22 protein-coding genes are annotated in these 26,178 nt (G+C 43.4%); 17 read left to right on the plus strand and 5 right to left on the minus strand.

What is annotated here, in order from left to right; all coding sequences use genetic code 11:
• Positions 1-73: 73 nt before the first annotated feature.
• The 4 genes from AC58QO_RS16015 to AC58QO_RS16030 form a co-directional block, all read right to left on the minus strand.
• On the minus strand, positions 74-1,231 hold the full coding sequence (locus tag AC58QO_RS16015) for a UxaA family hydrolase (RefSeq protein ID WP_497267113.1): 1,158 nt from the start codon (positions 1,229-1,231) through the stop codon (positions 74-76).
• A gap of 3 nt (positions 1,232-1,234) precedes the next feature.
• Positions 1,235-1,513, minus strand: coding sequence for a UxaA family hydrolase (locus tag AC58QO_RS16020; protein ID WP_057305951.1), 279 nt, complete (start codon positions 1,511-1,513; stop codon positions 1,235-1,237).
• Between the two features lie 115 nt (positions 1,514-1,628).
• Entirely contained in the window at positions 1,629-2,414 is a 786-nt protein-coding gene (locus tag AC58QO_RS16025) for a sulfite exporter TauE/SafE family protein (RefSeq protein WP_497267115.1), read from the minus strand.
• Positions 2,415-2,447: 33 nt separating this feature from the next.
• Positions 2,448-3,194: a GntR family transcriptional regulator gene (locus AC58QO_RS16030; RefSeq protein WP_497267117.1), complete on the minus strand. Its 747-nt coding sequence runs from the start codon at positions 3,192-3,194 to the stop codon at positions 2,448-2,450.
• 123 nt (positions 3,195-3,317) lie between these two features.
• Here AC58QO_RS16030 and AC58QO_RS16035 point away from each other — a divergent pair, with 123 nt between their 5' ends.
• The 11 genes from AC58QO_RS16035 (at position 3,318) to AC58QO_RS16085 (ending at position 14,043) form a co-directional block, all read left to right on the plus strand.
• Positions 3,318-4,040: a succinate dehydrogenase/fumarate reductase iron-sulfur subunit gene (locus AC58QO_RS16035; protein WP_497267119.1), complete on the plus strand. Its 723-nt coding sequence runs from the start codon at positions 3,318-3,320 to the stop codon at positions 4,038-4,040.
• Complete coding sequence (locus AC58QO_RS16040) at positions 4,040-5,776, plus strand: FAD-binding protein (RefSeq protein WP_497267121.1); 1,737 nt, start codon at positions 4,040-4,042, stop codon at positions 5,774-5,776. Before AC58QO_RS16035 ends, AC58QO_RS16040 begins: the two co-directional genes overlap by 1 nt.
• A 59-nt stretch (positions 5,777-5,835) precedes the next feature.
• The gene (gene sdhC / locus AC58QO_RS16045; RefSeq protein ID WP_497267122.1) at positions 5,836-6,249 is read left to right on the plus strand and encodes a succinate dehydrogenase, cytochrome b556 subunit; all 414 of its coding nucleotides are present in this window, start codon (positions 5,836-5,838) and stop codon (positions 6,247-6,249) included.
• A 35-nt stretch (positions 6,250-6,284) separates the two neighbouring features.
• Positions 6,285-6,647 (plus strand): succinate dehydrogenase/fumarate reductase transmembrane subunit, encoded by a 363-nt coding sequence (locus AC58QO_RS16050; protein ID WP_497267124.1) that lies wholly within the window; start codon positions 6,285-6,287, stop codon positions 6,645-6,647.
• A 22-nt stretch (positions 6,648-6,669) separates the two neighbouring features.
• Positions 6,670-7,575, plus strand: coding sequence for a fumarate hydratase (locus tag AC58QO_RS16055; RefSeq protein ID WP_497267126.1), 906 nt, complete (start codon positions 6,670-6,672; stop codon positions 7,573-7,575).
• 15 nt (positions 7,576-7,590) lie between these two features.
• Complete coding sequence (locus AC58QO_RS16060; protein WP_497267128.1) at positions 7,591-8,196, plus strand: FumA C-terminus/TtdB family hydratase beta subunit; 606 nt, start codon at positions 7,591-7,593, stop codon at positions 8,194-8,196.
• Positions 8,197-8,288: 92 nt separating this feature from the next.
• Complete coding sequence (locus tag AC58QO_RS16065) at positions 8,289-9,116, plus strand: response regulator transcription factor (protein ID WP_497267130.1); 828 nt, start codon at positions 8,289-8,291, stop codon at positions 9,114-9,116.
• Positions 9,113-10,879 (plus strand): histidine kinase, encoded by a 1,767-nt coding sequence (locus AC58QO_RS16070; protein WP_497267132.1) that lies wholly within the window; start codon positions 9,113-9,115, stop codon positions 10,877-10,879. Before AC58QO_RS16065 ends, AC58QO_RS16070 begins: the two co-directional genes overlap by 4 nt.
• Positions 10,880-10,940: 61 nt before the next feature.
• The gene (locus AC58QO_RS16075; protein WP_497267133.1) at positions 10,941-12,245 is read left to right on the plus strand and encodes an ABC transporter substrate-binding protein; all 1,305 of its coding nucleotides are present in this window, start codon (positions 10,941-10,943) and stop codon (positions 12,243-12,245) included.
• Positions 12,246-12,316: 71 nt separating this feature from the next.
• The gene (locus AC58QO_RS16080) at positions 12,317-13,216 is read left to right on the plus strand and encodes a carbohydrate ABC transporter permease (RefSeq protein WP_497267135.1); all 900 of its coding nucleotides are present in this window, start codon (positions 12,317-12,319) and stop codon (positions 13,214-13,216) included.
• Positions 13,213-14,043 (plus strand): carbohydrate ABC transporter permease, encoded by an 831-nt coding sequence (locus tag AC58QO_RS16085; protein ID WP_497267137.1) that lies wholly within the window; start codon positions 13,213-13,215, stop codon positions 14,041-14,043. Before AC58QO_RS16080 ends, AC58QO_RS16085 begins: the two co-directional genes overlap by 4 nt.
• Before the next feature lie 106 nt (positions 14,044-14,149).
• Here AC58QO_RS16085 and AC58QO_RS16090 read toward each other — a convergent pair whose 3' ends face one another.
• Positions 14,150-16,732, minus strand: coding sequence for a LamG domain-containing protein (locus AC58QO_RS16090; protein ID WP_497267509.1), 2,583 nt, complete (start codon positions 16,730-16,732; stop codon positions 14,150-14,152).
• Positions 16,733-17,184: 452 nt separating this feature from the next.
• Here AC58QO_RS16090 and AC58QO_RS16095 point away from each other — a divergent pair, with 452 nt between their 5' ends.
• The 6 genes from AC58QO_RS16095 to AC58QO_RS16120 all read left to right on the plus strand — a co-directional run bounded on the left by AC58QO_RS16095 (position 17,185) and on the right by AC58QO_RS16120 (position 26,175).
• On the plus strand, positions 17,185-18,534 hold the full coding sequence (locus AC58QO_RS16095) for a hypothetical protein (RefSeq protein ID WP_497267139.1): 1,350 nt from the start codon (positions 17,185-17,187) through the stop codon (positions 18,532-18,534).
• Positions 18,535-18,671: 137 nt separating this feature from the next.
• Positions 18,672-20,291, plus strand: a complete 1,620-nt coding sequence (locus tag AC58QO_RS16100) for an extracellular solute-binding protein (protein ID WP_497267141.1) — start codon at positions 18,672-18,674, stop codon at positions 20,289-20,291.
• A gap of 360 nt (positions 20,292-20,651) precedes the next feature.
• Positions 20,652-21,368, plus strand: coding sequence for an ABC transporter permease (locus AC58QO_RS16105; protein WP_497267511.1), 717 nt, complete (start codon positions 20,652-20,654; stop codon positions 21,366-21,368).
• A gap of 31 nt (positions 21,369-21,399) precedes the next feature.
• A complete protein-coding gene (locus AC58QO_RS16110) occupies positions 21,400-22,266 on the plus strand; it encodes a carbohydrate ABC transporter permease (protein WP_497267143.1) in 867 nt (288 codons plus the stop codon).
• A 15-nt stretch (positions 22,267-22,281) separates the two neighbouring features.
• Positions 22,282-24,255: a DUF4838 domain-containing protein gene (locus AC58QO_RS16115; RefSeq protein WP_497267145.1), complete on the plus strand. Its 1,974-nt coding sequence runs from the start codon at positions 22,282-22,284 to the stop codon at positions 24,253-24,255.
• A gap of 114 nt (positions 24,256-24,369) precedes the next feature.
• Entirely contained in the window at positions 24,370-26,175 is a 1,806-nt protein-coding gene (locus AC58QO_RS16120; protein ID WP_497267147.1) for a sensor histidine kinase, read from the plus strand.
• Positions 26,176-26,178 lie beyond the last annotated feature (3 nt).

Genomic DNA, 26,178 nt, shown 5'->3' on the forward strand with positions numbered 1-26,178 from the left:
AATACATGTATAGTTGGATACCTCGGAGGGCATCCAACTATGATGAATTGTTGCGTATTTGAACTAAGGTAATTTACGCACTTCGATACAGCTTGGTCATGACGAATTCTTTATGTCCAAGCGCTTCTGCCGCAGTCAAACGTCCGTTTACAACACGGCAGAGGTAATCCATTAGCAGATCGCCTGCCTCAGTTAAATTGATTTCACGGGATAATAGTCCACTGCAGTCAACATCGATATGTTCGCTCATTGTATTTACTGTTTTTGGATTTGCTGTAACTTTGATAACGGGCTCAATCGGATTGCCGATAATGTTGCCTTGACCGGTAGGGAAGAAGTGAAGAACGGCTCCACCTGCGGCCATTAGCGTAATGCACTCGGCGGCTGCAGAAGAAGTATCCATAAAGTAGAGTCCAGGCCCGTTTTGCGGCATTTCACCTGGTTCAAGAGCGCCAATTACCGGCTTACAGCCTGTTTTCTCGATATTGCCAAGTGCTTTTTCCTCAATCGTTGACAATCCTCCGGCAATATTACCTTGCGTCGGTTGAGAACCAAGAAGGTCGACACCTTGAGATTTAATTTCTGAAATGTAATCGTCGTAAATAGACATAAACTTCTGGCGGACTTCTGGCGTAGCACAACGATCAGCAATCAGATGCTCGCCGCCTGTCAGCTCAGAGGTTTCGCCGAAAAATACAGTTGCACCAGCATCGACTAGACGATCTACGGCTTGACCTACAGTAGGACAAGAGCCTAATCCTGTCGTTGTATCAGACTCACCGCATTTAATGCTAACTTTCAGTTCGCTTAATTCGATAGGTTCACGCTGCAACTCAGAAGCCCATTGAACGAATTCTTTCGCTTTCCAAGAAGCTTGGCGAATAATTTCCAAATCGCCGGTTCCTTCGATGGAAAAAGAGGCAACTGGCTTACCCGTTTTGGCAATACCATCAGCGATGACTTTTGTCCAATTCGGCTCAATACCAATGACGATTACTGCTGCAACGTTAGCGTTGCAACCTGTACCGATCATAGTACGGAAATGCAGCTCAAGATCTTTGCCATATTGAAGGCGCCCGTAAGCGTGGGGAAGGGACATAACGCCTTGAATGTTACGTGCTACCGCTTCACAAGCCGTATTGGAAATATCGTCTACAGGAAGAATAATTACATGATTGCGAATACCAACATCGCCGTTTTCTCTACGATAACCATAAAGTTGTTTTGTCATCTTCTACCACCTCAAAGTTTTAATATTGTGGGTATGAACATAATCACCGATTTTAAAACCATCTGGAGCATATCCGATAGGCAAGCCATATTCCAGAACATGACCTTTTGGAGCTAATTCGGCAATGGATACTTTGTGACCAAGAGGGATAGAGCTATTGGCGATAACCTCAATGGTTGATTCGTCATCCATATAGACGCCGATTACTTTCTCGCCGGATTCGATGTCCGATGTAGCCACACCGACATGATCTCCTTGTTTGTGAATTAGAAACTTGTGCATCGTGTAAGCCTCCTTGAAGGATGATTTTTGCACCTACCACAATGGTAATGGGTAAGTGGTATTACCAATTATGAGTTCAGTATAATCTGACAATTCGGTTTTGACAATAACAATTTCAAAATTTTGGAACAAGCCCGTAAACATAAAGTAGATCTCCCCAAATTTTGATCGAAACGCAAATGATCGCAATAGCCATAATGGCATGTAAAGATTTGGCTTTGATCCTTTTTCCGAGTCGAGATCCGATTAGTCCTCCAGGAACAGCACCAATGGCTAAAATGAAACCTTCGAGCCAAGGGAAACCTGTTCCAGCAGTTCCAACCGTTTTTCCGATGAGGGCACCAACCACAAGAAATAATCCAACCGCTAGACCAGTACCTACGGCTGTTCTAGATTCAATTTTAAACAGATTTATCATGACCGGCAAAAATAAAAAACCAGCTCCTAATCCAAACATACCGCCTAATGAACCGATGCCTATGCCTAAACAAACAGCCCATGTTTGGTTACGATACGGTGTGGAGTTCGTTTCAACCCGCCGCATAAACATGGAGGCTGTTGCAATCAAGGCTAGTATCGCAAAAATGGCGTTCAGCAACTCATGGCTCATCTGTTCCGATAAAGCGCTGCCTAAAGCTCCGCCAATCAAAGAGGGTGGTCCCATATATCGAATCAGATACTTATCAAGGAGACGGCTTCTCCAGTAAGTAACTAATCCCGAGCTTGAGGAGAACAGAGTCTGAACGATAACCATACCAGCTATCATATGCATGTTGTATTCCTGTCCGAACAAAGGAGGGGTGAGCAGCAATAAAAAAGTTAGAATTAACCCGCCTCCAACTGACATTAGCCCCGTTAAAATGCCACCGATTAATCCAATGGGTATCAAAGCAAATGACATGTCATTCAACTCCTCATTAGCTGCTGATTTGTCCTATTTTCTAATCCCATCTACCAAGAATGAATTCCCGGGCACATTCATGTTCAGTTCACATAAGTCAGACCGCAAATAAAGCTTGATATGCTCAATAGGCTGCTCATCTTGGGTGAAGCTAGTTCGCGACAACTGGAGCAATGGATCTTTGACCGAAATTTTCAAGAGTTCAGCTTGTTCTTTATTGGCAGAAAGGGCTCGTATGGTCAGGCTGGCATTTTTCAAAGAAAATCCTCCATGCTTAGTGAGCAGTGTATAGCCGGCATTTTGTTCGGCCAATGGCCAGGTTACGGTGGAAGCTAGACTCACTGGTAAATACATCAGACTGAAACCAAAGATTTCTTCATCGCGATAGTACATCCTTTTTAAGAAAAGGGATTGTGAAAACTGTTCCCCCAAAATGCTCACAACATCATCCGGTGTATCGGTAACCTTCATTTCAAGAAGCTTGGGTACAAGATCTTTTTGCAAGAAAGAATCATAAAACGCTTCCATGCCGCCTAACTCTTGTTTCAGCATCGGACCAATGACGAAAGTTCCTTTCCCTTGCTTTCTGACAACTAATCCTTTTTCATGCAAAATTTCAATAGCCTGCCGGGAAGTCATACGGCTAACATTGTATGTTTCCATAAGCTCTGCTTCAGTAGGAATCTTCTGATCAGGTTGAAGCTCACCTAATTGAATGGCAGACTCGAGAATTGCTGCTATTTGAGCATACATACTGATGTGGCTAGTGCGATCTATCATATAAAATATCAGCCCCCTCATTTGAAAATTAATGATTGACGAATCGTTCTATAACATTATAATACAAATTATAACGATTGAATACAATGGAAAAGCAAATAGATTTTGAAATGGGGGATCTATATGGCAAATGTGAAAATTAAAGTCCTTCGCTATCATCCAGATGTCGATACGGAGGCAAGGTATGACTCATATACCGTGGATGCGAAAGAGAATATGACAGTGTTGGATGCGCTATTTATTATTCTAACCGAACAGGATCAATCGATTTCATTTCGCTGTTCCTGCCGTCTTGGCATGTGTGGTTCTTGCGGAATGATCATGAATAATAAAGAAGGACTCGCTTGTCGAACGAAAATTGCGAAGCTTGGCTCGGAGATTACGGTGCGCCCACTAAGGAATTTGCCGATCATTAAAGATCTTGCCGTGAATATGGATCCATTCTTTAAACAGTGGCAGCGGATCAAACCTTATTTTGTACCAACTGCTGAAGCGGAAACTGACTTTGCTGTGATTCCCCCAGATTCGGGCAGCCGTGAAATTATTGATCAAAACATAGACTGTATTACTTGTGGAGCCTGTTATTCAGCTTGTACTTTAGTATCGTTAGACGATAGCTACATCGGTCCTGCCGCATTAAATCGCGCTTATACACTTGTTGCGGATGAAAGGGATCAAGGGACTGGACAGCGGATGGAAGTGGCTGCAAGTGAGGATGGCGTTCTCCGATGTCATACTCTTTTCAACTGCATGGAAGTTTGTCCGAAAAAGCTAGCTCCAACTTGGTCCATCCAAAAATTGAAATCACGCGCGGTTACCGCTGCATTAAAAGGAGGTAGCAAATAATGGAACGTGTCCAATGTGATATTCTCATTCTTGGCAGTGGAGGTGCGGGGCTATTTGCTGCCCATCACGCATACGACCGCAATCCAAAATTGAAGATTATTGTAGCTGCCAAAGGATTGGTCGGGAAAAGCGGATGCACCCGTATGGTTCAAGGCGGTTATAATGTCGTTCTGAATCCAAACGATTCCCTCGATATGCATTTCAAAGATACACTTAAAGGCGGCGGTATGATCAACAACCAGGAATTAGCGTGGACGCTAGTCAGCGATGCACCCAAACGAATTCGTGAGTTGGAAACGAAGATGGGCTGTTTTTTTGACCGTAATCCGGATGGAACGATACATCAGAAGGCTTTTGCTGGACAATCGTTTGACCGCACAGTACATAGAAGAGATTTAACGGGAATTGAGATTATTAATCGACTCAGAGATCAACTTTATGCCAAGGAAAGTGTCATTTGCTGGGATGAAGTACGTGCTGTTGAGCTTTTATATAACGACGATCAAAGTGTTGTTGCCGGGTGTTTAATGTTAAATTTACGTACAGGAAAATTTATAGTGGTAGAGTCTTTGGCTGTCATTATCGGAACTGGCGGCGGAGCAAGCATGTATCGAATTGCTGCTCCATCTCTGGAAAAAGCCGCAGACGGCATGGCAATGGCTTATCGGGCGGGGGCTAATTTCATTGATATGGAAATGATGCAATTCCACCCAACGGGTCTGCTAGCCGAGAACTCGCGTTTGAATGGCGGCGTATTAGAGGAAGGATTACGTGGCGCTGGCGGCCACCTTTATAATTCACTCGGTGAACGATTTATGCAAAAGTATGATCCGGAACGTATGGAACGTTCGACGCGGGACCGTGTTGCACGAGCAGCCTACATGGAAATTATGGCCGGACGCGGGACTCGTTTGGGCGGTGTACAAGTATCCGTTGCTCATTTGGGGCGTGAAAAAGTGTTGCAAATGTTCCCAGGCATGGTCGATCGATGCAAAGATGTTGGTCGCGATCTAAGTATGGAGCCTGTGGATGTAAGTCCTACTGGACATTTCCACATGGGTGGAGTCACCATTGATAAGGATTGCTTTAGCGGAATACCCGGGCTGTTCGTTGCCGGTGAGGATGCGGGTGGGATTCACGGTTCGAATCGTCTTGGAGGAAACGGAGTAGCTGACTCCACAGTGTTCGGAGCAAGAGCAGGAGATGCTGCAGCTGAATATGTGATGGCAGTAAAACGCCATAAAGTTTCTGAAAGCCAAGTTGATATTTTTGTTGACCAAATGATGCAGCCCTTCAAACGTGAAAAAGGTGAGAACCCTTTTCAACTCCGTAAAGAAGTTGGTGACTTGATGTGGGAGAAAGTAGGACTCGTAAGAAATGGCCCTGATCTCCAAATTGCCATTGAAAAGTTAGCGGAATACGCTGAACGTGTGAATCGAATTAGCGTAGCTGGGGTAAGGGATTATAATCTCGCATGGCATGAAGTGTTGAATGTTAAAAACATCGTGCAAATTGGACAAATGATCGCATTAGCTTCCTATTTGCGGACAGAAAGCCGTGGCTCCCACTTCCGTACGGATTGTCCGGTAACAGATAATGAGAATTGGTACAAAAATATTTTTATGAAGCAAGGTCAAGAAGGCCCTGAGACGGAAATTCATCCTGTTGAATTTACGCATGTGCAGCCTGAAGAAATTTTCGGTGAAGTTGCTAGAGTTAAGTTCGCTGCAAGTTAATCAGGTTAATTTTACGATGAAGGCTTTCCTAAAGAAGGCCCTTAGAAAGGGTGAAACAAATGGCGGAATTTAAAATAACGAAGGATCATAAATTAGTAGATGTCGATCCCCAGATTCACAAGGTAGATGTCTTGCGACGCCATTCCGTAGGGATGAAAGCTTGGCTGGTTCATCGTATTTCCGGAGTAGGATTATTACTATATTTACTATCACATATTGGCACGATGGGAACGGCGATGTTTATGGGGGAGGACGCTTTTCAAGGAGTATTTCAAGTTTTATTTCATAATCCTGTCTTTCTATTTTTCGATTTAATCATTCTTGCCGGTGTTATTATCCACTCATTAAATGGGATTCGATTGGTGTTATTGGATATGGGTATTTTTGTGAAAAGACAGAAAGAGTTGTTTGCGCTCATTTGTTGTCTTGCTATAGGTATATTTATATGGCTGTTTATTCGAGCATTCCTTTAACCAAACCCCAACCTAATTAGGAAGGAGATATATCCATGGATACGACATCTAAAATAAGAAGAAATGTTCTTACTTGGTTTTTTCAAAGAGTCACGGGTGTTGCACTTATTTTTTTAATCGTGATTCATATGTGGAACTCGCATTATGCTCATCCCGATGTACATCCAAGTTATCCAGATTTAATAGAACGTTTACGTACAATCGGGTATATCGCCTTGGATTTTAGCTTGCTTGCTCTTTCGTTATTTCATGGGTTAAACGGAGTCCGCAATATCGTGCTTGATTATACAAGTAACAGACGTGTAATTAAACGTTGGAGCGTTGGTTTGATGACAGTCGGAATTGTTTTTTCCCTTTGGGGTGGGGCTGCATTAATTAAAATTATGACCATGGGTTAACAAAACTGAGGGGGGTATGGGAATGAGCAACATGCAAATGAGCTGGCAAGTCGAGGAAAAAACGTATAAGGAAATAGAGAACGCATGTAAAGAAATTTATATTCGGTCTTTAAAAGATCTTCCTCCTGATATTCGGGCCGCCGTACAACGCGCTTATGATAAAGAAACTTATGCAACCGGGAAACAAATTTTGAGTACAATCTTAAAAAATATTGATGTAGCGGATGAAGAAAATATGCTGATTTGCCAGGATACGGGCATACCTGTGTTTTTCATTAAAATTGGCAGAAATGTTCGTTTCGATGGAATCCGACTGGAAGAAGCCATTCGTGAAGGCACGAAAAGGGCCACCCTAGAGCATCCTTTACGCTCAAGTGTATGTGATACGATTACTCGTAAAAATACAGGAACTGCTATTGGTAAGAAAGTTCCAGTGCTCAATTGGGAGTTTGTTGAAGGATCGTCCATCGAGTTGATGGCGCTGCCCAAAGGATCCGGATCTGAAAATATGAGTTATCTCAAAATGTTATATCCGGCAGAAGGACTTAACGGCGCGAAAAAGTTTATCATTGACTGCGTAATTAATTCAGGAGCGAATCCATGTCCTCCAACCTTAGTAGGTGTTGGTATGGGCGGTACGGCGGATCTCTGTACGGCATTGGCCAAGAAAGCTGCTGCAAGAGAGATTGGTAAACCTAATCCTGATCCGACCATCGCGGCACTTGAAGAAGAACTGCTAGATGCGATCAATCTGACAGGCATTGGTCCGAATGGATTGGGAGGAGCTGTGACAGCGCTAGCCGTTCATATCGAAACGGCTGATACTCATATAACGATGAATCCGGTTGCTGTCAATATGATGTGCTGGCCAGCACGCAGAATAAGAGCTACCTTTGAAGATAGTCAACCGGTTGTCATTAGTTATTAATGAAGGGAGAATCCCATGGCACATCATCAACTTCAAACGCCAATGACAGACGAATTCGTTAAACAGCTTCGTGTAGGAGACACAGTTACAGTCAACGGACATATCTTCGGTATTCGCGATGCGAACCTGATCCGGATGTTTGATCATAAGATTGATCCGCCGGAAGATTTAATACCACAACTTAGAGGAGCCGTAACCATTCATACAGCTCCAGGTGTCAAGAAACTGGAAAATGGAAAGTACGAAAAGGTATGTATTGGTACAACAACAAGTACGAGAATGGATCGTTTTGTAGAAGGTTTGTTCGAACGATTCGGCGTTAAGGCGATTACCGGAAAAGGGGGTATGCTTGAACCTGGTGCAAATGCTTGTGTCAATGTGGGCGGTGTTTATTTCTCCATCGTAGGGGGAGCAGCAGCGCTGGAAACCACACAGATTGAAGAAATTGAAGATGTATGGTGGGAAGATTTAATGCCGGAAGCGATTTGGAAACTGCGAGTTAAAGATTTCGGTCCACTGCTCGTTTCCGTGGACAGCTATGGTGGGAATTTGTATAAAGATGTGAAAACCCAAGCAGTGAATAATCTCGATAAGATTTATGAGCGGTTAGGTATAAAATAGCAACAGAAACGGAGCCAGCGAGATTACTGGCTCCGTTTTTCAACTTTTTCAGTAGTATCCAGATTTGACCTATCGGGAAAGGGGTGCTCTGTATGCGAATTGTAGTTGTGGAAGATCAACAAGAATTGTGCAATGTATTGGCCAAACGAATTTCGAGACTTCACAATGACTATGAGATTGTTGGTAAGGCGTACAATGGTTTGGATGGTTTGAAGTTGATTCAAGTAACGCGGCCGGATGCGGCCTTTATTGATATTCGCATGCCCTTTATGGATGGCTTAGAGCTATTGGAGCGGTTAGGCAAGGAAGAGAAGCTGCAAACGAAATGCATTATTTTATCAGCTTATTCCGATTTCCCGTACACGCAACGATCTATTCGCAGCGGTGCGTTCGATTACTTATTGAAGCCCATATCCAATTCTATTCTTGAAGAGGTGCTGTTACGGCTGGCGGATGATATGGATGCGCGAATCGGATTGATTACAGCCAGCACGGCAACTTTGTTTGGTTTTCCTCAATATCCTCTGGGAGCATATGCAGAGAAGCAGTTAAACCTATTGATTCAAGAGAAGAAAATTACGGATGAGATCGTCCTACAGGTGCTAAGAATAATTAGCACGGAGTATATGCATGCCATTACGCTGAACAGTTTGGCTGAGAGATTACATGTCAGTGAGAGTCACTTATGCCGCATATTCTCTAGAAAAGTAGGGATGAACTTCATTCAATTTCTGAACAGTTTCCGTATCCATCTTGCTAAAATCCTTATGGACGAAACAGAAATGAAAATCGGCGACATCGCCAAAATGATTGGTTTTAGCAATTTCACCTACTTTGGCCGACTATTTCGTAAACAAACGAGTTTGTCCGCTTCGGAATACAAACAAAAGTCTAGTATACCCAATGAGTTTTCGATATGAGGGAATCCTTATATCCATCCCATATGAAGTCGTCCCTCCGTAAAAAAATTGTGATTGGTTTTATTGTTTTTATTACGATTCCTCTCTTATTCTTTGAAATTGTACTGTTTCGCTCTTGGCTAAGCATCACTCGGGGGATTGTTGTCCATCAGTATGAAACGATACTCGGAGAATCCATACAATCTCTTCGTCAAAACCTCGTTTCCATCGAGAAAATGAACGACACCATTTACAGGGATTATCAAAGCGATAACTTGCTCTTCAATAAGTTGAAATTGTTAGCGGACAACCCTTCTCCAACAAATGACTCCTATGTGAACGCGGTATTTGCTCAACTAAGCAATCAATTCTTCAGCCAAATGAATGCTCAGATCATGTTTACCTACCTCTCCATGCAAGGCAATATTATTTATCAACGCTCCAATCAATCCGCTCAAGTGCATGTTTCAAACTTCTTATCATCCTACAAGGAAGTACCGTGGTTTCAACAAATTAAAGCCAACGGTCCAGTCAATTCAGTATTCTCGGCACATAGATCCTTTTTTCAAGAGGATGATCCTACCACTTACATCTCATTTGGTCAAGTGATTCGCAGCCCGATTGATCTGCGGCCCTTGGGAGTTAGTTTGATAACCGTAAATACCTCTATGTTCGACCAATTACTAAAGTCGCCTTCAGATAACAAATTGATCAAAACGGTTGTGACTGACTCGCAAGAGAAGCCCATTTATACGAATGACCATACGGAGCGTATCCCGGTGGATGGTTCCCATATATTTAAGCAAACGATCCAACCTTACAACTGGGAAGTCAAGGCTTATCTCTCTAGTGAGCGTCTTTCACGGAGTTACATCGTACCTCTAATCCAAAACAACGGGTTATTTGTCATTGCTAACCTCCTCATGCTGGCTATGATTATCGGATTTGTAACTCGTCAGTTAAAGCCTCTGTACATATTGGCAGACAAGATGGTGAAAGCCAAGGAAGGTCATTTTCATGTGAAAATTGGAAAATATTCAACTGACGAGCTTGGGATGCTATGTGATATTTTCAATGAAATGACGACAGAGATTCAGCGTCTATTCGACAATCAGAAGAAGGAATATCAGGAAAAGCTCTATTTCCAGATGAAGTCACTGGAGTCGCAAATCAACCCTCACTTTATCTATAATATGCTCGACTTGATCCAATGCCGTGTATACGAGGGAGATCCAGATAAATCATCGGATTTGATCGTAGCGCTGTCCGTTATTTTGCGGTATACGACGACCCGTCCCGGGGAGAAAGTGACATGCGCAGAAGAACTCAAATGGTTGAGGGATTATATCTTTTTACAGCAGCAGCTGATTGGCAAGCGGGTGGACGTTCAGATTGAATTCGAGGACCGGATCATGTCCTTCAAGGTGAATAAGCTCATTCTACAACCCATAATCGAGAATGCATTTATTCACGGGTTCGATCAAATAACCCAAAATGCTAAACTGCTTATAAAAGTCTATGAGGATGCCGGCAGACTTTGCATTGAAGTAAGGGATAACGGACGAGGCTTTCCGGAGCCGATCGATCTGCAGTTGACCCGGGATAACGTAGACGAGTTGAAAGATTGGGGAACAGGGCTATACGTGACAGTACAACGATTTTTGCTTCTATCTGACAATGCAACTATTCATTTATGCAGTGTCCCTAGCGTGGGTACGTATATCATAATGAAGCAAGATGATGTTTCTCAGCAAATCTGTACGAATGATATGCAAATTCCGTAGGATAGGACGAAATAGGAATGCCTTTTATAATTAAAATAATATATAAAAGGAGGTTATGCATGTGTTCCGTAAATCTATTTCATGGGGTGTCATCTGTTCACTGCTGCTAGTGTTGGCTGTAGGTTGCTCAAGCAATGAATCGACCGCTGTCGTATCTGAAAAGCCGCAAAGTAGCTCCAAGCCAGAGGCGAAGAAGGAACCAGTTACTCTCACAATGCAGATCGCTGAAGGTTTAATTGTCAATAGAGATATGGTATTAGGCATGATCAATGAGTTCAAGAAAATCCATCCTGAAATTAATGTGGAACTGGAGACTCTTCCCGCCGATCAAAGAAATGCTAAGCTGCAAACGATGATTACGACGGCTGAAATGCCGGACATTTACCAGCTCAATGCGCTACACGAGTTGACCGCACTGTCTAACAAGGCGGGTTATCTATATGATATGAGTCAGTTGGAAGCAGCCAAAAATTTCTCGGAGGATGTTCGCAAAGGTGTTACTGTGGACGGGAAAATGGCTGAATTTCCAACTGGTCTTGGCTTCGTGGGTTTCGCGTACAACATCTCCCTCTTTGAATCCATTGGCTATTCGAAGCCGCCGCAAACTTGGGAGGAATTGATGGATGCCGGAGAAAAGCTTAAAGCGAAGAACGTACCGCTTCTTGTATACGCCGGCAAATGGGCGACGGCAATCGGTAACGTGTTCCACTGGACTTTCGGGAATAAAGGGCTAACGGATAAGGATTTCCAGACCGCCTATCTAAACAATAAAGTAGATTGGACAAAATATAGGGATGTCTTGTTGGAAGGTTATGACCGCTTCAATAAGTTGAATAAATACGTGCTGACCGGTAGCTATACCTATGCCATAGAACAAGGTTTTCAAGCATTTGCAAAAGGCCAGGCGGCTATGGTGCTTGGTGGCACGTGGTCTACGCCAAATATCGAGCAGAATAACCCGAACTTCAAATGGGGCTTCATGAACTTGCCTTATGCGCCAGATAAGGATAATAGCTATGTATATACGATTGAGGACGGTTTGACTATAAATGCGAAGTCGAAACATCTGGAAGAGTCCAAAACGTTCATGAACTGGTTCTATAGCAAAGAAAATTTCGCCAAGATTATTAAGGCCAAACAAAACATGTCGGCGATGCCTGGCATTGGCGAGGTTTCACCGGTATTTGCCGATACGCAAAACTGGCTGAAATCCGGTAGAGTCACTACATTCGCCAACCTGAAACCAATGACGAACCCGGTTTTCATCAAGTTGGCTGAGACGGCGCAAGGCGTTACATTCGGCAGCGATGTGAACAAGGCGGCAGATGAGTGGATCAAGGAATACAACGATAAAATTAAAAAATAAACCGATGTTTCGGTTGGAGGGAAGACTTCATGTTTCTCTCCTTTTTGCTAATAGTTTGGAGGAATGCGCACATGAGAAGCAAAGGATCATTAAACCTCAAAACGTTTTGGATCGGCATTCTGTTCTTGCTTCCTATTTCGGTCATGATTGTCACGTTTATGCTCATCCCCGTATTTCAAACCATGTACTACAGCTTTACAAATTGGGACGGACTGGGGGAGTACCGTTTTATCGGCTTCAGAAATTATCAGCGAATTTTTTCGGACGCGTCTTTCGTCAAGACGATGTATCGTACACTTTGGATGGGAGTCGCCATCGCCTTGCTGACGAATGTTATCGGTATGCTGCTCGCTCTCGCTGTGAACCAGGCATTCAAGACGAAAAACTTGATGCGGACGTTGTTTTATTTTCCTAAACTACTTCCAATCGTTTTAGGGGCGTACGTGTGGGGCTATATTTTGGACACGAATAATGGTTTGATGAACAAAATCCTCAGCAGTCTAATGGGAAAACCGGTAAAAGTTTTATGGGTTGATTCGCCTGACTTTGTGGCCTACACCATCATCCTTGTAGCGGTTTGGCAGCTGACGGGGCCGATAATGATCGTCTACTTGGCTGCCTTGCAGTTCGTTCCCAACGAGATAAAAGAAGCGGCCATCATGGATGGGGCTTCGCCCAGCCGAAAATTTTTTAGCATCATCCTGCCGATGATTGCACCCGGTATTACGGTAAACACCCTGATCGGGTTGGCGTCTGGGCTCAAGCTGTTCGACCTGCCGTTTGCCTTGACGGGGGGAGGCCCTGCACGTGCTAGCGAGACACTCGCGATCCGAATTTACAGAAACGCTTTTCAATCGCTTGATTTGGCCTACGGAATGGCGGCAGCCTGCGTCCTGGTCATATTTGTACTTGCAATTACGCTGCTGTTCGTCGTCGTGACCAAGAAATATGAAGGGAGGGCTTACGAATGAATCCGCGAATGAAAAAAAGACTGTTCGAAGGATCCGTCCTTCTGATTGCTCTTCTATACAGCATCCCCTTGTATTTAATAGCGGTCAATTCGCTGAAATCTAATAATCAAATTCAACAGCACCCATTGTCTTTCCCAGATTTCAGTATCGGGCTGGATAACCTTGTTCGAGCATTTAAAGCAATGGAAATACTTAAAGCTTATGCCGTTACTTTTACCATTGCCATGATAAGTTTAACGTATATCATTTTTTTCTCCGCAATGGCCGCGTACGCCATCGCTAGAATCAATCATTGGTTTTTTCAATCCGTTTATTGGTTTTACGTTTCGCTCATTTTGATGCCGATTCAGGCGGCTTTTATCCCTCTTATCTTTGTCTTGAAAAAATTTCATCTGTATAACAACTTGTTCGGCATCTCCGCTGTTTATATCGGGGTGCTTTCCTCGTTTAGCATTTTTATGTTTGTCGGATTTATCCGGGGAATCTCCATTGAGCTGGAGGAGGCCGCCAAGATAGAAGGCTGTTCAACGATCCGTCTATTCGTTCAAATTGTCTTTCCGCTGATGAAGCCGATCAGCGCCACTCTATTTATTTTCCAATTCGTACACATCTGGGATGACCTGTTGTTGCCCCTTGTCCTACTAACATCGAATAAATATCCCACGGTTACATTAAGTTTGTACAAGTTTTTCTCAGACCTAGGTCAGACAGATCTAAGCTTGCTGTTTGGCGGATTTATACTCGTATTGGCGCCGGTTATCGTCATGTTCTTATTTTTGCAAAAATACTTTGTCAGCGGGCTGCAGGCGGGTGCTTTAAAAGGGTAAGGCTAACAGATGAGGAGTAAGGAGTCGAAAAGTATACAATGAATTCACGATATTCGGAAAGAGCAGCATGCCGAGAAAAGCTGGCAGCTGCTCTTTTTTACTGGAATTAACGTCCCAGCTCGTATTGATCCGAGATTTCGGTACTACTTAGTGCACGATTGTATACTTGCGTATCATCGATCCAACCCTTCCAAAGGTTCCCGAAAGTTTTGCTTGCGCCAATGATCATCCCACTAGCTTCGGAGGCGACGGTTCTTGCAGCGGAATTCTCCAGAATACCGTTCATGTAGACTTTGGCCGTCGTTCCATCGTACGTTACTGCAAGGTGGACCCATTGGTTAATTGGAATGTTTGTAGTACCGATTAGCGGTAACCCGCCGAGGTAGGTTCCGACAACGCCTGTGCTATCGCGATACAACCAAATCTTACCGTTTGTACCATCTTGTTGTAATACGTATTTTGCAGTACTGGCAGCACCATCATGTTTCACCCAAGCAGTTGCAGTGAAGCTGCTAGTGCCTGGATTTGCAACGTTAGGAGTAGTAGCATAGTCGTTCACGCCATCCAAGTAAAGGGCATTACCAACTCGACCTGCAGCGAAGGTAGCTCCGTTAATCAAGGTGGCTGCTTGGCTGTAGCTTGCGGAGTCGCTGCCTACAGTACCGGAAGCCTCGTTGAACTTCCACCAAGTGCTATTGTACTGGTCCCTGATCTCATTCGCGGTCAACTGACGGTTGTAAATGGAAACTTCGTCAAGACCACCGTTGAAGAGGTTGCCGAGAGTCTTACTTGCACCAATGATCATTCCGCCAATAGGCTCAGAATTCATTGCGATCGTGCGAGTACCATCCTGTACACCATTCAAGAACAGGCGGACCGTCGTGCCATCATAAGTCACGGCAACGTGTGTCCACACATTGAGCGGAATTGTGCCCGTCGAGAACGTTCCAATACCGCCGAGGAAAGTTTCAAGGCGACCGTCAAGGTAACGCAACAACCAGACCTTACCATTGGTTCCGTCCTGCTGGAGGATGTATTGTGAAAGTCCTGTGTCCATGTCCGGTCTCACCCAACCCGAAGCGCTAAATGCGCCATAGTTCGATGGGGAAGCTGGGTTCAAGATGTGCGGAGTAGTCACATAAGTGGAGGAACCGTTGAAATCCAAGGCATTGCTAATCTTGCCACCGATCCAACCGCCACCGCTTACCACAGTGCCATTACGAGCATATTCCGTGCCGTCAGCCGCAACTGCACCACTGGTTTCATCGAACTTCCAATAAGCTTGACGTTCCAAGTCGGTAACATTCAGCGTCGTAAATGCTGCAAAACTTTGCGAATTTAGGCGAACTTGGATATGTCCGATAAAGTCAGCCGAAACGATACCTTTATCCGTAATACCTCCATCACCATTCTCATTCCAAACGAACAATCGGAACGCTGTATTTGCGCCAACTCCGTTAAATGAGATGGTTGTCGCAGCACCAGTGTCGTTCAGTGCGTAGACTGCCAAATTACTAGAGTTTGGATCTTTGAGCGCATTCACAATCTTGCCGCTAACCGATCCTGTTACACTCACGAGATTCCAGTGGCTGTTAGCCGTGTGTGTGAACAACCGCGTTGCGTTATACACCGGCTTCAAGGGGTAGCCATCTGTTCCACTGCCGATTTCGCTGTGGTACTGTGTACCATTATCATACTTCGCTTTGTAAGCATCCCATTTCGTCAGGGCAACAAACTTTCTCTTCATTGCATTCATTGTAAATTCAGCATGTTCATAAGCGCTGATTACGGTATCTCCGATAGGGGTAGATGTGCCGTTTAAGCAACCTGGGTCGTAAGTGCAAGTGGTTTTCTCACCGCGTACCCCATACTCCATGATGTACACCGGCTTCTGCCCAGCTGCCGATAAACCATTAATAATCGTGCGGACGCCATCTAGACGATCTATTCCATACTGAACATCATCATAATCCCAGTAAATGTGAATGGAGTAACCATCAAGGATATCGGTCATGTGGGCATCCATGTAATCGAACCAGGATTGTTGATTAGTAAGCAAAAGATCGCCACCGATAAACTTGATGCCGCTCTTAATTCCTAGCGATGTCAGCTGCGTGTTCAGAGTTCGGTAGAATGTTTCATAATCACTTTGCGTAATGGAGGTCGAGTTGACTTCGTTCTGAATCGTTACGTACTTGACGTTGGAATAACCTAACGTAACTTTCAGACGGTACAACTCGTTGGCAAAAGCCTGCATCTGCGTCGTGATATTGGTGTAAGGACCATGCCAATAGGTGATGTTAATTTCAGCACCAGAGCTTTGTGCCAATGCCACAGTTTGCTCGAAAGAAGTCATATAATCCGGATAAGTGACGGTATCTTCGCCTCTGGAATCGTAGAAGATTCGAACGATCTGCGAATCTAGCGCCCTTACTTTACTTTCCAACAGACCAACATTACCGGTTGTTATCCCGTCTGCTGCACTGATCGCAGCGTATAAGTTCTGATTATACTCCGTACCACTGCCGATAAAATCGGATTGCAGCACGGTACCTGTATTTACTGTGAATTCGGATGCAGCGAATGCATTTTGAGGGGGGAGAGTTAGGACAGCTGAAGCAACAGTTAGAAGAGTAACAGCAGCAGATATTACGGACTTCTTAAACATCTTGAAAGATATCAAACTCATCACCGTTTCACACTCCATTTCCGGATTTGTGATCGGGACATCCAGATGCAATCATCTCTTGATGGCAGTCAGTATAAAAAAATACGATGACTACATACTTGATATACATCCGACCAATGGGTAATTGGCACATTTGAAACCTTGACCTTGGAAACTAGCTGTATTGTTGAAACTCTGCTTCCTTACTTAAGGCCTCCTTTCCATGAAATAGGTTCCCTGCATCTCTAGATATAGAGGAAATGGAGTGCCCTGTATATGTGTTTTTTTATTAATTCATGGCGAAATCAATTGTGGAGGCGTTTATTCTTAAAATCAATAAAATTCACTTATTGGATATAGTCATAAAAACACATGATTTTTACCTAATGTTCATATTTCTTTTTCATCGCTGCCAGTACTATTAAGTTAAGTGATTGATTAGGTCTAACTTATGTAAATAGGAGTTGAAACATTTGAAATTCGCGGTTGCAAAACAAAGCATTACGCCAGATACTCCTGTATTTTTAGCTGGCTTCGGAACCAGGGATCGTAAGAGCGAAGGGGTGCTGGATGACATCTTCGTTAAAGTTGCTTGGCTTGAAAGCATGGATCCGCTAGTAGTGATTACTTTGGATGCACTTGGCGGGGATCGCAGCTTTGTAACAGGTATAAAGGAAGCTTTACGAGAAGGCTATGGATTAGAAGCCGAGCAAGTGCTGATTAATTTTTCCCATACACATTGCTCTGTATTTTTGACAGGAGAGGCAAGTGAAGGACGCAGAGGCGGGTACAGTCTTGGCCAGAAGCAATGGCCGGAGAAGGACGAGGATATCGAGTATACAGAGGATATCCGCTATTTTCGATTTATTCGCGATACCATAGTCAGCCTAGTGCAACATTGTTCGGAAAACCTTTCAGAAGGCACACTTCAACTGTTTAAAGGGATTTCTAAAGCAGGAGTAAGTAGACGGCTCATGACGGAAGATGGCTTGATGTTCAAGCCGAATTTCCAAGTGGATACAGATCAAGACCTTTTTGTGCTCCAATTGCTGGATTCACTGGGTGATCTTAAAGGATTATTGTTCAGCTACGGATGTCATCCGACCTGTATCGGGCCAAATAAGATTTCAGCGGAGTTTGTTGGTCAAGCATGCACGGAATTGGAAGCGTCGTTTCCTGATAGCATTGCGATCTTTTTACAGGGCTGCGGCGCGGACATAAAACCGCTGAAAACCGTAATCGGAGACCGCTTTAAATCATGCACGGTAGAAGAAATGCGAGAAGCTGGAGTGGAATTGGCGGAAGATGTAAAACAGACGATGTCCAAGTGTGAAGCTCTACAGCTTACAGGAGCTACGCTAACAGCTGAGGTGGGAGTAAGACTTTTCACAGAGCCATGGGGACTTACTGAAATGCTCGCCATCGTAGAGGACGAAACGAAAACTGATTATAGAAGACGAGCGGCCAGACGAACTGTCGATGCCATTAAAGAGGGCAGTGTGCGCCAAGTACTTCCTTTTACAATTACAGTATGGGGTTTGGGAAATTGGTTCAGGCTGATAGCGTTGGAAGGTGAGATTCCCTCTCAATATGCCATATCTATCAAAAGAAGGTTTTCATCTATGAACGTAATGGTACTAGGTTATAGCAACGGAGTTCCTACCTATATTCCTACACGTCAAATATTGAATGAAGGCGGATACGAAGCAGAGGCATTCGTCCTTCACGGGTATCGTGGACCTTTCGTACCGGAGAATGAATGGATAATTCTAGGTGCGGTTATAGAAGCAGAGGAAAGGCTTCATGCTCCAAAAGAGAAGTAAATATAGTAAATAAGTCATAAAAGCACATAACATGAACTATTTCTTCCATATTCGAATGTCTATATCTCTTATAAGCTAGAAGAAACGTATAACGTTTAATTATAGCCAATATGAAGCAAGGTAAAGGGGGAAAACGCATGAAAAAGTGGTTACCCGCAGCACTCACAGTCACGATGAGTATTTCCGTATTGCTTACAGCATGTAGCTCTAACGATGCGCCTTCAGCTACAGATACTAAAGCAACAGCAACAGAAACATCCAAGGCAACAGAGGCACCTAAGGTTCAGGCAACGTTTAACGTTATATCCAACGATGGTGGTTACGCATACGCCAAGACGGCGACAAAAGAAGATCCGTATCACACGGAAATGGCAAAATTATTTTCCGAATTTTCAGGTCAGCCGACTACGATTAAGTATGAATTTATCCCATCGGCCGATTATACACAGCAAGTGACTGTTCGTTTCGCGTCTGGTGACATTCCAGAAGTTGTAACATCGGACTCCATTCTTAACTCTGCACATGCTACTGCGGTGGAGAATGGCATATTTCTTCCATTGAACGATTTAATTGATAAATACGGAAAAAATATTAAGGCGAAAGTTCCAGAAGCGACTTGGACACTTCCCGCTTTGAGCAAAGATGGCAAAATTTACGGGATTCCGAAACTATTAACACCAATCAACCCTCAAGCACTTCTGATCCGTAAGGATTGGCTCGATAAATTAGGCATGAAACAACCTGAGACGATGGAAGAGTATCTTGCTTTCTTCGAAAAGGTGAAAACGACTGATCTGAACGGCAATGGAAAAAATGACGAAGTCGGTTATGAAATTCGGGGATTGTTTGGTTTCAGTAACTTCTTCTTCTATGCTCAAGGTATTTCACCAGGTGAAAATGGCGCGCTTGTTTGGCACGATGTAAACGGCCAATTCATCCCGGATATTATTAATCCGAAAATGAAAGAAGCTATGCTGTTTTACAAAATGTTATACGATAAAGGCTATATTAACAAAGACTTTATTAACGTGAAAGACGCGGATTGGGTGAAAGCGATTCAAGACGATAAAGTTGCGACTTGGAGTCACGATTTGCGGAATTTAAATAGTTGGACACCAGATAAATTTGCTGGTAAAAGCGCGAAAATCGATTTGCTGCCAGGTGTGAAACAAGCCGATGGCAAATATATACTCGGACCAAAAGGAACTGGCATCGCCAAAGTGTATATTCTGACCAAAAACGCGAAAAATCCAGAGCGCTTTATCCAATTCCTTGACTGGACCTACTCGGATAACGCGAAGAAAGACACGTTCTTCCGTTACGGTATTAAAGACCGTAACTACACAGAAGCCAACGGTCAAATTACTTGGGATCCTAAGCTACCTGCTAATGCGAATGAAAAGCTGCAATACCAAACAATGGTGAATCCGTCTGGCGATACACGGATGGATCCTGATGTGATTAAAAGAGAAGGCGTAATAGATCCTGAGTTGGTTAAAAAAGGCGTTGGATACGAAGAAAAGAACTTGTTCGAGATCCCAAGTATGAGCATGCCAACGCCAGATTCGATCAAAACAAAACCAGAACTAGGATTCGCTGCGGGTTCTTTGTTCCTGGATACTCTTACTCAAATTATGATTGGCAAGATTGATCCCGATAAAGGCTTTGACAATTTCGTGGCTGATTGGAAAAAACGCGGTGGAGATCAGGCGATCAAGGAAGCAAATGACTGGTATGCTAAAAATAAAAAGAAATAATGAGTATCAACTTGAGGGGGAAGTGAAAACTTCCCCTTTCATCTCTAATTTCCATCATTCCAAGACAATACGTTATACGCTGTTGAGCAATCAAGTAAAGGTGGTTTTCTGATGAGCAACACTTCACCAACTAAAAATATCGCTCCAAATCGGAAGCTGTCAAGTTTTATCCCCTTACTAATTAACAAGATCAGTTCCAATCGCAAACTGGCACTATTTCTTATTTGCATGCCCGGGTTAATACATTTTGCCATATTCAAATATATCCCTTTGTTTGGGAATGTGATTGTTTTTCAAAAGTATGACATTTTCAAAGGTGTTTTCGGCAGTCAGTGGGTAGGCTTTTTGCATTTCAAGAACATGTTTTCATTGTATGATTTTTACCATCTTTTAAAAAATACCCTAATTATCAGTTTTTATAGGTTGTTTTTTAGTTTCCCAGCACCGATTATTCTCGCATTGTTTCTGAATGAGATCAGGCACATGCTATTCAAACGTACAATACAGACCCTGTTATATTTCCCTCATTTCTTGTCATGGGTAATCGTTGGAGGGATTTTCTATCAGCTGCTTGATCCTCAAGGCATTATTAATGATCTCCTCGCATGGTTCGGCATGGATAGAATCATCTTCCTGCAGGATTCCCGGTTTTTCAGAGCAATTGTAGTCAGTTCTGCGATATGGAAAGAAGTTGGCTGGGGAATGATTCTTTATTTAGCAGCGATTGCTGGGATCAACCCTAATATATATGAAGCTGCTACTGTTGATGGTGCGAACCGTTGGAAGCAAATGTGGTACATTACGCTGCCTAGCTTGATGCCCACACTTGTCATCTTGCTCCTGTTGCGCATCGGACACATACTGGATACCGGTGTTGAAGAAATCTTGATTTATGCCAACTCGCTTAACCGGAATGTTGCGGATGTGTTTGATGTCTATATTTATCGGGTTGGTATTCAAGGAGCCCAATACAGTTATACGACGGCCCTCGGCTTTTTCAAAGCAGTCGTAGGACTTATTTTAATTTTTGGAATGAACAAGTTAGCTAAGCGGGTAACAGGAGAGAGCATCTACTAAGGGATCTTTTGGCGAGAGGAGGGACTGTACATTGCCAATTTATAAATCTGAACGATTGTTTCATTTCATTAACGGTTTGTTGTTTACAGTGCTTAGCCTCACAATGCTTGCTCCTATGCTGCATGTGCTTGCAGTTTCTCTAAGTTCTAACGAATTTGTGAAATTAAATCAAGTCTTCTTATGGCCTAAAGGGTTTAATACATCAGTATATCAAATTATCCTTACACAATCCCATATGTGGAGGGCTATGGCTGTTACTTGCTTCATTACTATTATGGGGACGCTTGCCTATTTGTTTTTCACCTCCACGATGGCTTATTCGCTTTCAAGATCGATGATGCCAGGACGTAAACTAATATTGAAACTCATTATTGTTACCTTCATTTTCTCAGTGCCGCTCATACCAAAATTTCTAGTCATCAAAAACTTAGGAATGATCAATACGTACTGGGCTTTAATTCTTCCAGGAGCAGTGGGCGCGTTCGGCGTCATTATTATGAAAACATTCTTTCAGGGTATCTCATCTGAGTTGTTCGATGCTGCATCAATTGACGGATGTTCTGAATTCGGCATTTTTGCCAGAATTACGATCCCGCTATCTCTTCCCGTATTCGCTACGTTAGGACTTTTTCATGCGGTAGGTGAGTGGAATTCCTATTTTGATGCTTTGATTTACATCCGAGATAAACAAATGTATCCGCTACAAATTATTTTGCGGGGCATCGTACAAGATAGCCAACTTTCGCTTGAGTTCGACCAATCACAAATACTTGAACACACCGTCGAATCGATGAAGTCCGCTGTCATCATATTTGCAACAGGCCCAATTATTCTCGTCTATCCATTCTTGCAAAAATATTTCGTCAAAGGCGCCACGGTGGGCTCATTGAAGGAATAGGAGGAGATTCCGCACATGGTATTGAACAAAGCACAAGTTAAAATAATGACGATTGCAACAATCAATGATCAACCGACAATCCATTTTGCCATTGAGGAGCTTTCCAAATATTTACTTCTCATGTCCCCCGAATACCAAGTAGATACACGGAAAGTATCCTCCTATACCGAGAGTGGAGCTGCTTACCTTTGGGTAGGCTTGTTCGGTGAAATGGGCATTTCCATGCCTGAATTGGCTGATTCCGAGTTAGACGATGCTATATACATCAATGTCAAGGAAGCGAAGGGACATATTGCCGGTTCCAATCCACGCAGCGTTCTGCTTGGTGTGTATCGGTTTCTTGAAGAGGCAGGGTGCCGCTGGCTGCGTCCCGGAGCAGATGGAGATTATGTGCCGAGGAAAGCTCTTGAGACCATCCATGTAAAAGTAAATGAAAAAGCTACCTATCGGCATAGAGGGCTTTGCATCGAGGGAGCAGTCAGCATCGAAAATATGCTGGACAACATACATTGGGCGCCGAAGGCAGGCTTCAATTCCTACTTCCTGGAATTCAAGACTCCGTATACTTTCTTTGATCGTTGGTATGGTCATCGGCATAACAAATACAAACAACCCGAGACCATTACCGTGGAACAAGTAGATGCTTTTACGGTCGAAATGGAAAAAGAAATAAAAAAACGTGGTCTTATCTACCATGCTGTAGGTCACGGTTGGACTGGCGAACCCCTTGGACTTCCTTGTCTAGGCTGGGATTCCGTTGATTATGCGGTTGATGAAGAAAAATCCCGTTTTTTCGCCTTAGTTGATGGCAAACGGGAGCTTTGGCACGGTGTGCCTTTGAATACGAATTTATGTTTTTCGAATCCAGAAGCGAGAAGGCTAGTTGTTCAATTCGCAGCTGATCATGCAGCAAATAATTCCCATATCGATATGCTGCATTTGTGGTTAGCAGATGCGTTTAATAACCATTGTGAATGTGAGAACTGCGTAAAAGCGCTGCCGTCAGATTTTTATATGATGTTATTAAACGAATTGGACGAGGAATTGACTAAAAGAAATCTGAGCACCAGAGTCGTGTTCCTGCTTTATTTGGATCTACTGTGGGTGCCAGAGACCGAAACATTGAAAAATCCAAGCCGATTCATGCTTCTGTTCGCACCCATTAGCCGGACGTACAGCCAAAGCTACGACTCGGATACAACGGGTATCGAAATTCAACCTTTTGTTCGAAATCGTCTGAAGTTCCCGACGAATATTCGAGAGAATGTGGCTTTCTTGAAAGAGTGGCAGCACTTATTTGATGGTGATGGCTTTACTTACGAGTATCATCATATGTGGGATCATTATCTGGATCCTGGCTATTTCCAAATGGCGGATATGATCAGCCAAGACGTGAAAAATTTAAAGATGCTTCGATTAAATGGCATCATCAGTGATCAAACGCAGCGATCCTTTTTCCCGACTGGCCTGGGCATGTATGTGCTTGGAAAAACGTTATGGAACGATGAAGCGGACTTCAGACAATTAGCCAAAGAATACTTCACTGCTTCTTTCGGGGACGAGGGTGAAGCTGTTTTAACATATTTGGAAACAATCTCAGACCTTTTTGATCCACCTTATATGAGAGGTGAGAAGCCGAGAGTCAACAGCGAAGCAGTCAACAAACTACGGTCTGTACAAGAGGAAGTGAACGCATTCCGACCTGTTTTGGAGAGAAATCTTGGTTCTGAGCTCCATCCAACGATTACGAAATCATGGGATTATTTACAAATTCATGCGGATATCATTAGTCTTCTTGCATCTGCTTTAGAGGCTAGAGCAGATGGCAGGGCAGAGGAAGCACGACAACTTTGGGCGCAGACGTCCGACTATGCCCAGCGGAATGAAGATTTGTACCAGTCAGTCTTTGATGTTTTCCTATATATTCAAACGCTGCACAAGATGTTTGATGATGAAACAAAAACTCATTTCGGCGGAGAAGTCACCTAAGAGTCTGTCCGACAAAGTATTTTCATTTACAAACTTCTAAGCCGAGAAAAGGTTGTCCAAAATGAAACGCTTCCATGTTATAATAAGTTTTAAAAGCAGCTAGGTGGGATAAGGATGGTCCGAATTAGGAAGCTATCGATGCATGTGAAATTGGCCATCCTGGTTCTTGGCTTTGTCTGTATCCCTTTTTTAGTATCTGGCATGATCTGGTACGAAAAGTCTACCCAAAGTATCGAGAACAACGCCATACACTACAGCCGTCAAATTGTAGAACAAATTAATGACAACCTCGACTCCTACTTCGTGGAGCTTGGCACCATCACATCACCCGTTTTAACTTCTCCATTAGTGAATCAGTTTTTAAATTCAAAAAATAATGCAGACACTTACGACATGTACCTTATGAAAAGAAAAATAGACAATGAGCTATTTTTAAATATATTGTCAGTACGAACAGATATTATTAATCTCTCCATTGTCTCGGATGACGGTTTGATCGTTAGCAGCTACGAAGACCGCGGATCTCTTGAAGCTTTTAACGAATATAAGGGGAAACGTACATCGAACCGGACATTTAAAAACTTCAACATCGAAGGAGTACGGAAAGTTAACTCCACGAATGTGCTTACGATCACGCGCGATTTGCGAGATATCTCCAAAAACAAAATAGTTGCAATGCTTATCATTGACGTGAACTATAAAGTGATTCCCCGTTTGCTGGAAAACGTAAAGCTAGGCAATTCCGATTTGATCTGGGCGATGGATTCGGAGAATCGAATCATCTATCACCCGGATGAACATTTGTGGGGAAAGTACGTTAATGAGGCAGTTCCAACTTACACTGGTCTGCAAGGAGAAGAGAAGAGCGGCTTTTATATCGATCAGTCATCAGGCAAGAAGAATCTAGTCATTTACGATGATCTTAAATCTACAGGATGGATCATTGTGGATGAGCTCCCGCTAGAGGAGCTAATTGGCAGCTTGATGAATCTGCGTTATCTTACGCTTGCTATTGGTATAGTTTTAGTTGTTCTGGTTCTAGTTGCAGTTGGGACTTTTACACTCTCCTTAACACGTTCATTGCTCCTCCTACAGAAGCTTATGCGTAAAGCTGAAGACGGTAATTTGGATGTTCGTGCGCCTGTGCATAAAGGTAAAGAAATTGGCAGTTTGTTCGGCAGCTTTAACAACATGGTCTCGGAGATCAAAAGGCTAATTGAAGTCGTACATCTGGCTGAGTTGAAACAAAAGGAAAATGAAATCAAGCAAATGGAGTCCAGCCTGCTTATCTTGCAGTCGCAAATTAATCCACACTTCCTTTATAACACGTTGGAGGTAGTGAATTCGTATGCCATTGAGGCTGGAGTAAGACCGATTAGTAAAATGGTGACCTCCATCGCCAAAATGTTCCGTTATAATGTTGGAAATCCACAAAAAACGGTCACACTTTTAGAAGAAATTGAGCACATGCAGACGTACTTGTCTATTCAAAAGGAACGTTATGTAGGCCTCAACGTTGAATGGGATGTTGATGAAGTTGAAGTGATGCAAGTTTCAACCGTTCGTCTCATTTTACAACCGCTTGTAGAAAACGCCTTTCAGCACGGTTACGAAGATCATGATCGCAAGCCGGAGTATTTGAAAATATCCGGATGTTTCACAGATGATCGGGCGTACGTCATTTCGTTAATTGACAAAGGGAACGGAATGACGGAGGAGACGTTGAACCGATTGAACCGATTATTTACGGAAGTCACTATTCAGCAAATGGTTCGCGAGCATCAGTTTCAAGAGAAGAATCTTGGATTGTGGAACGTGCACAGCCGCCTTCGACTTACGTTCGGAGAACCTTACGGACTATACATCCGTGAATCTGGGCGGAACGGTACACATATGGAAATTACATTGCCAGGGAGGTAAAGG

The organism is Paenibacillus sp. J31R30 (assembly GCF_059692115.1).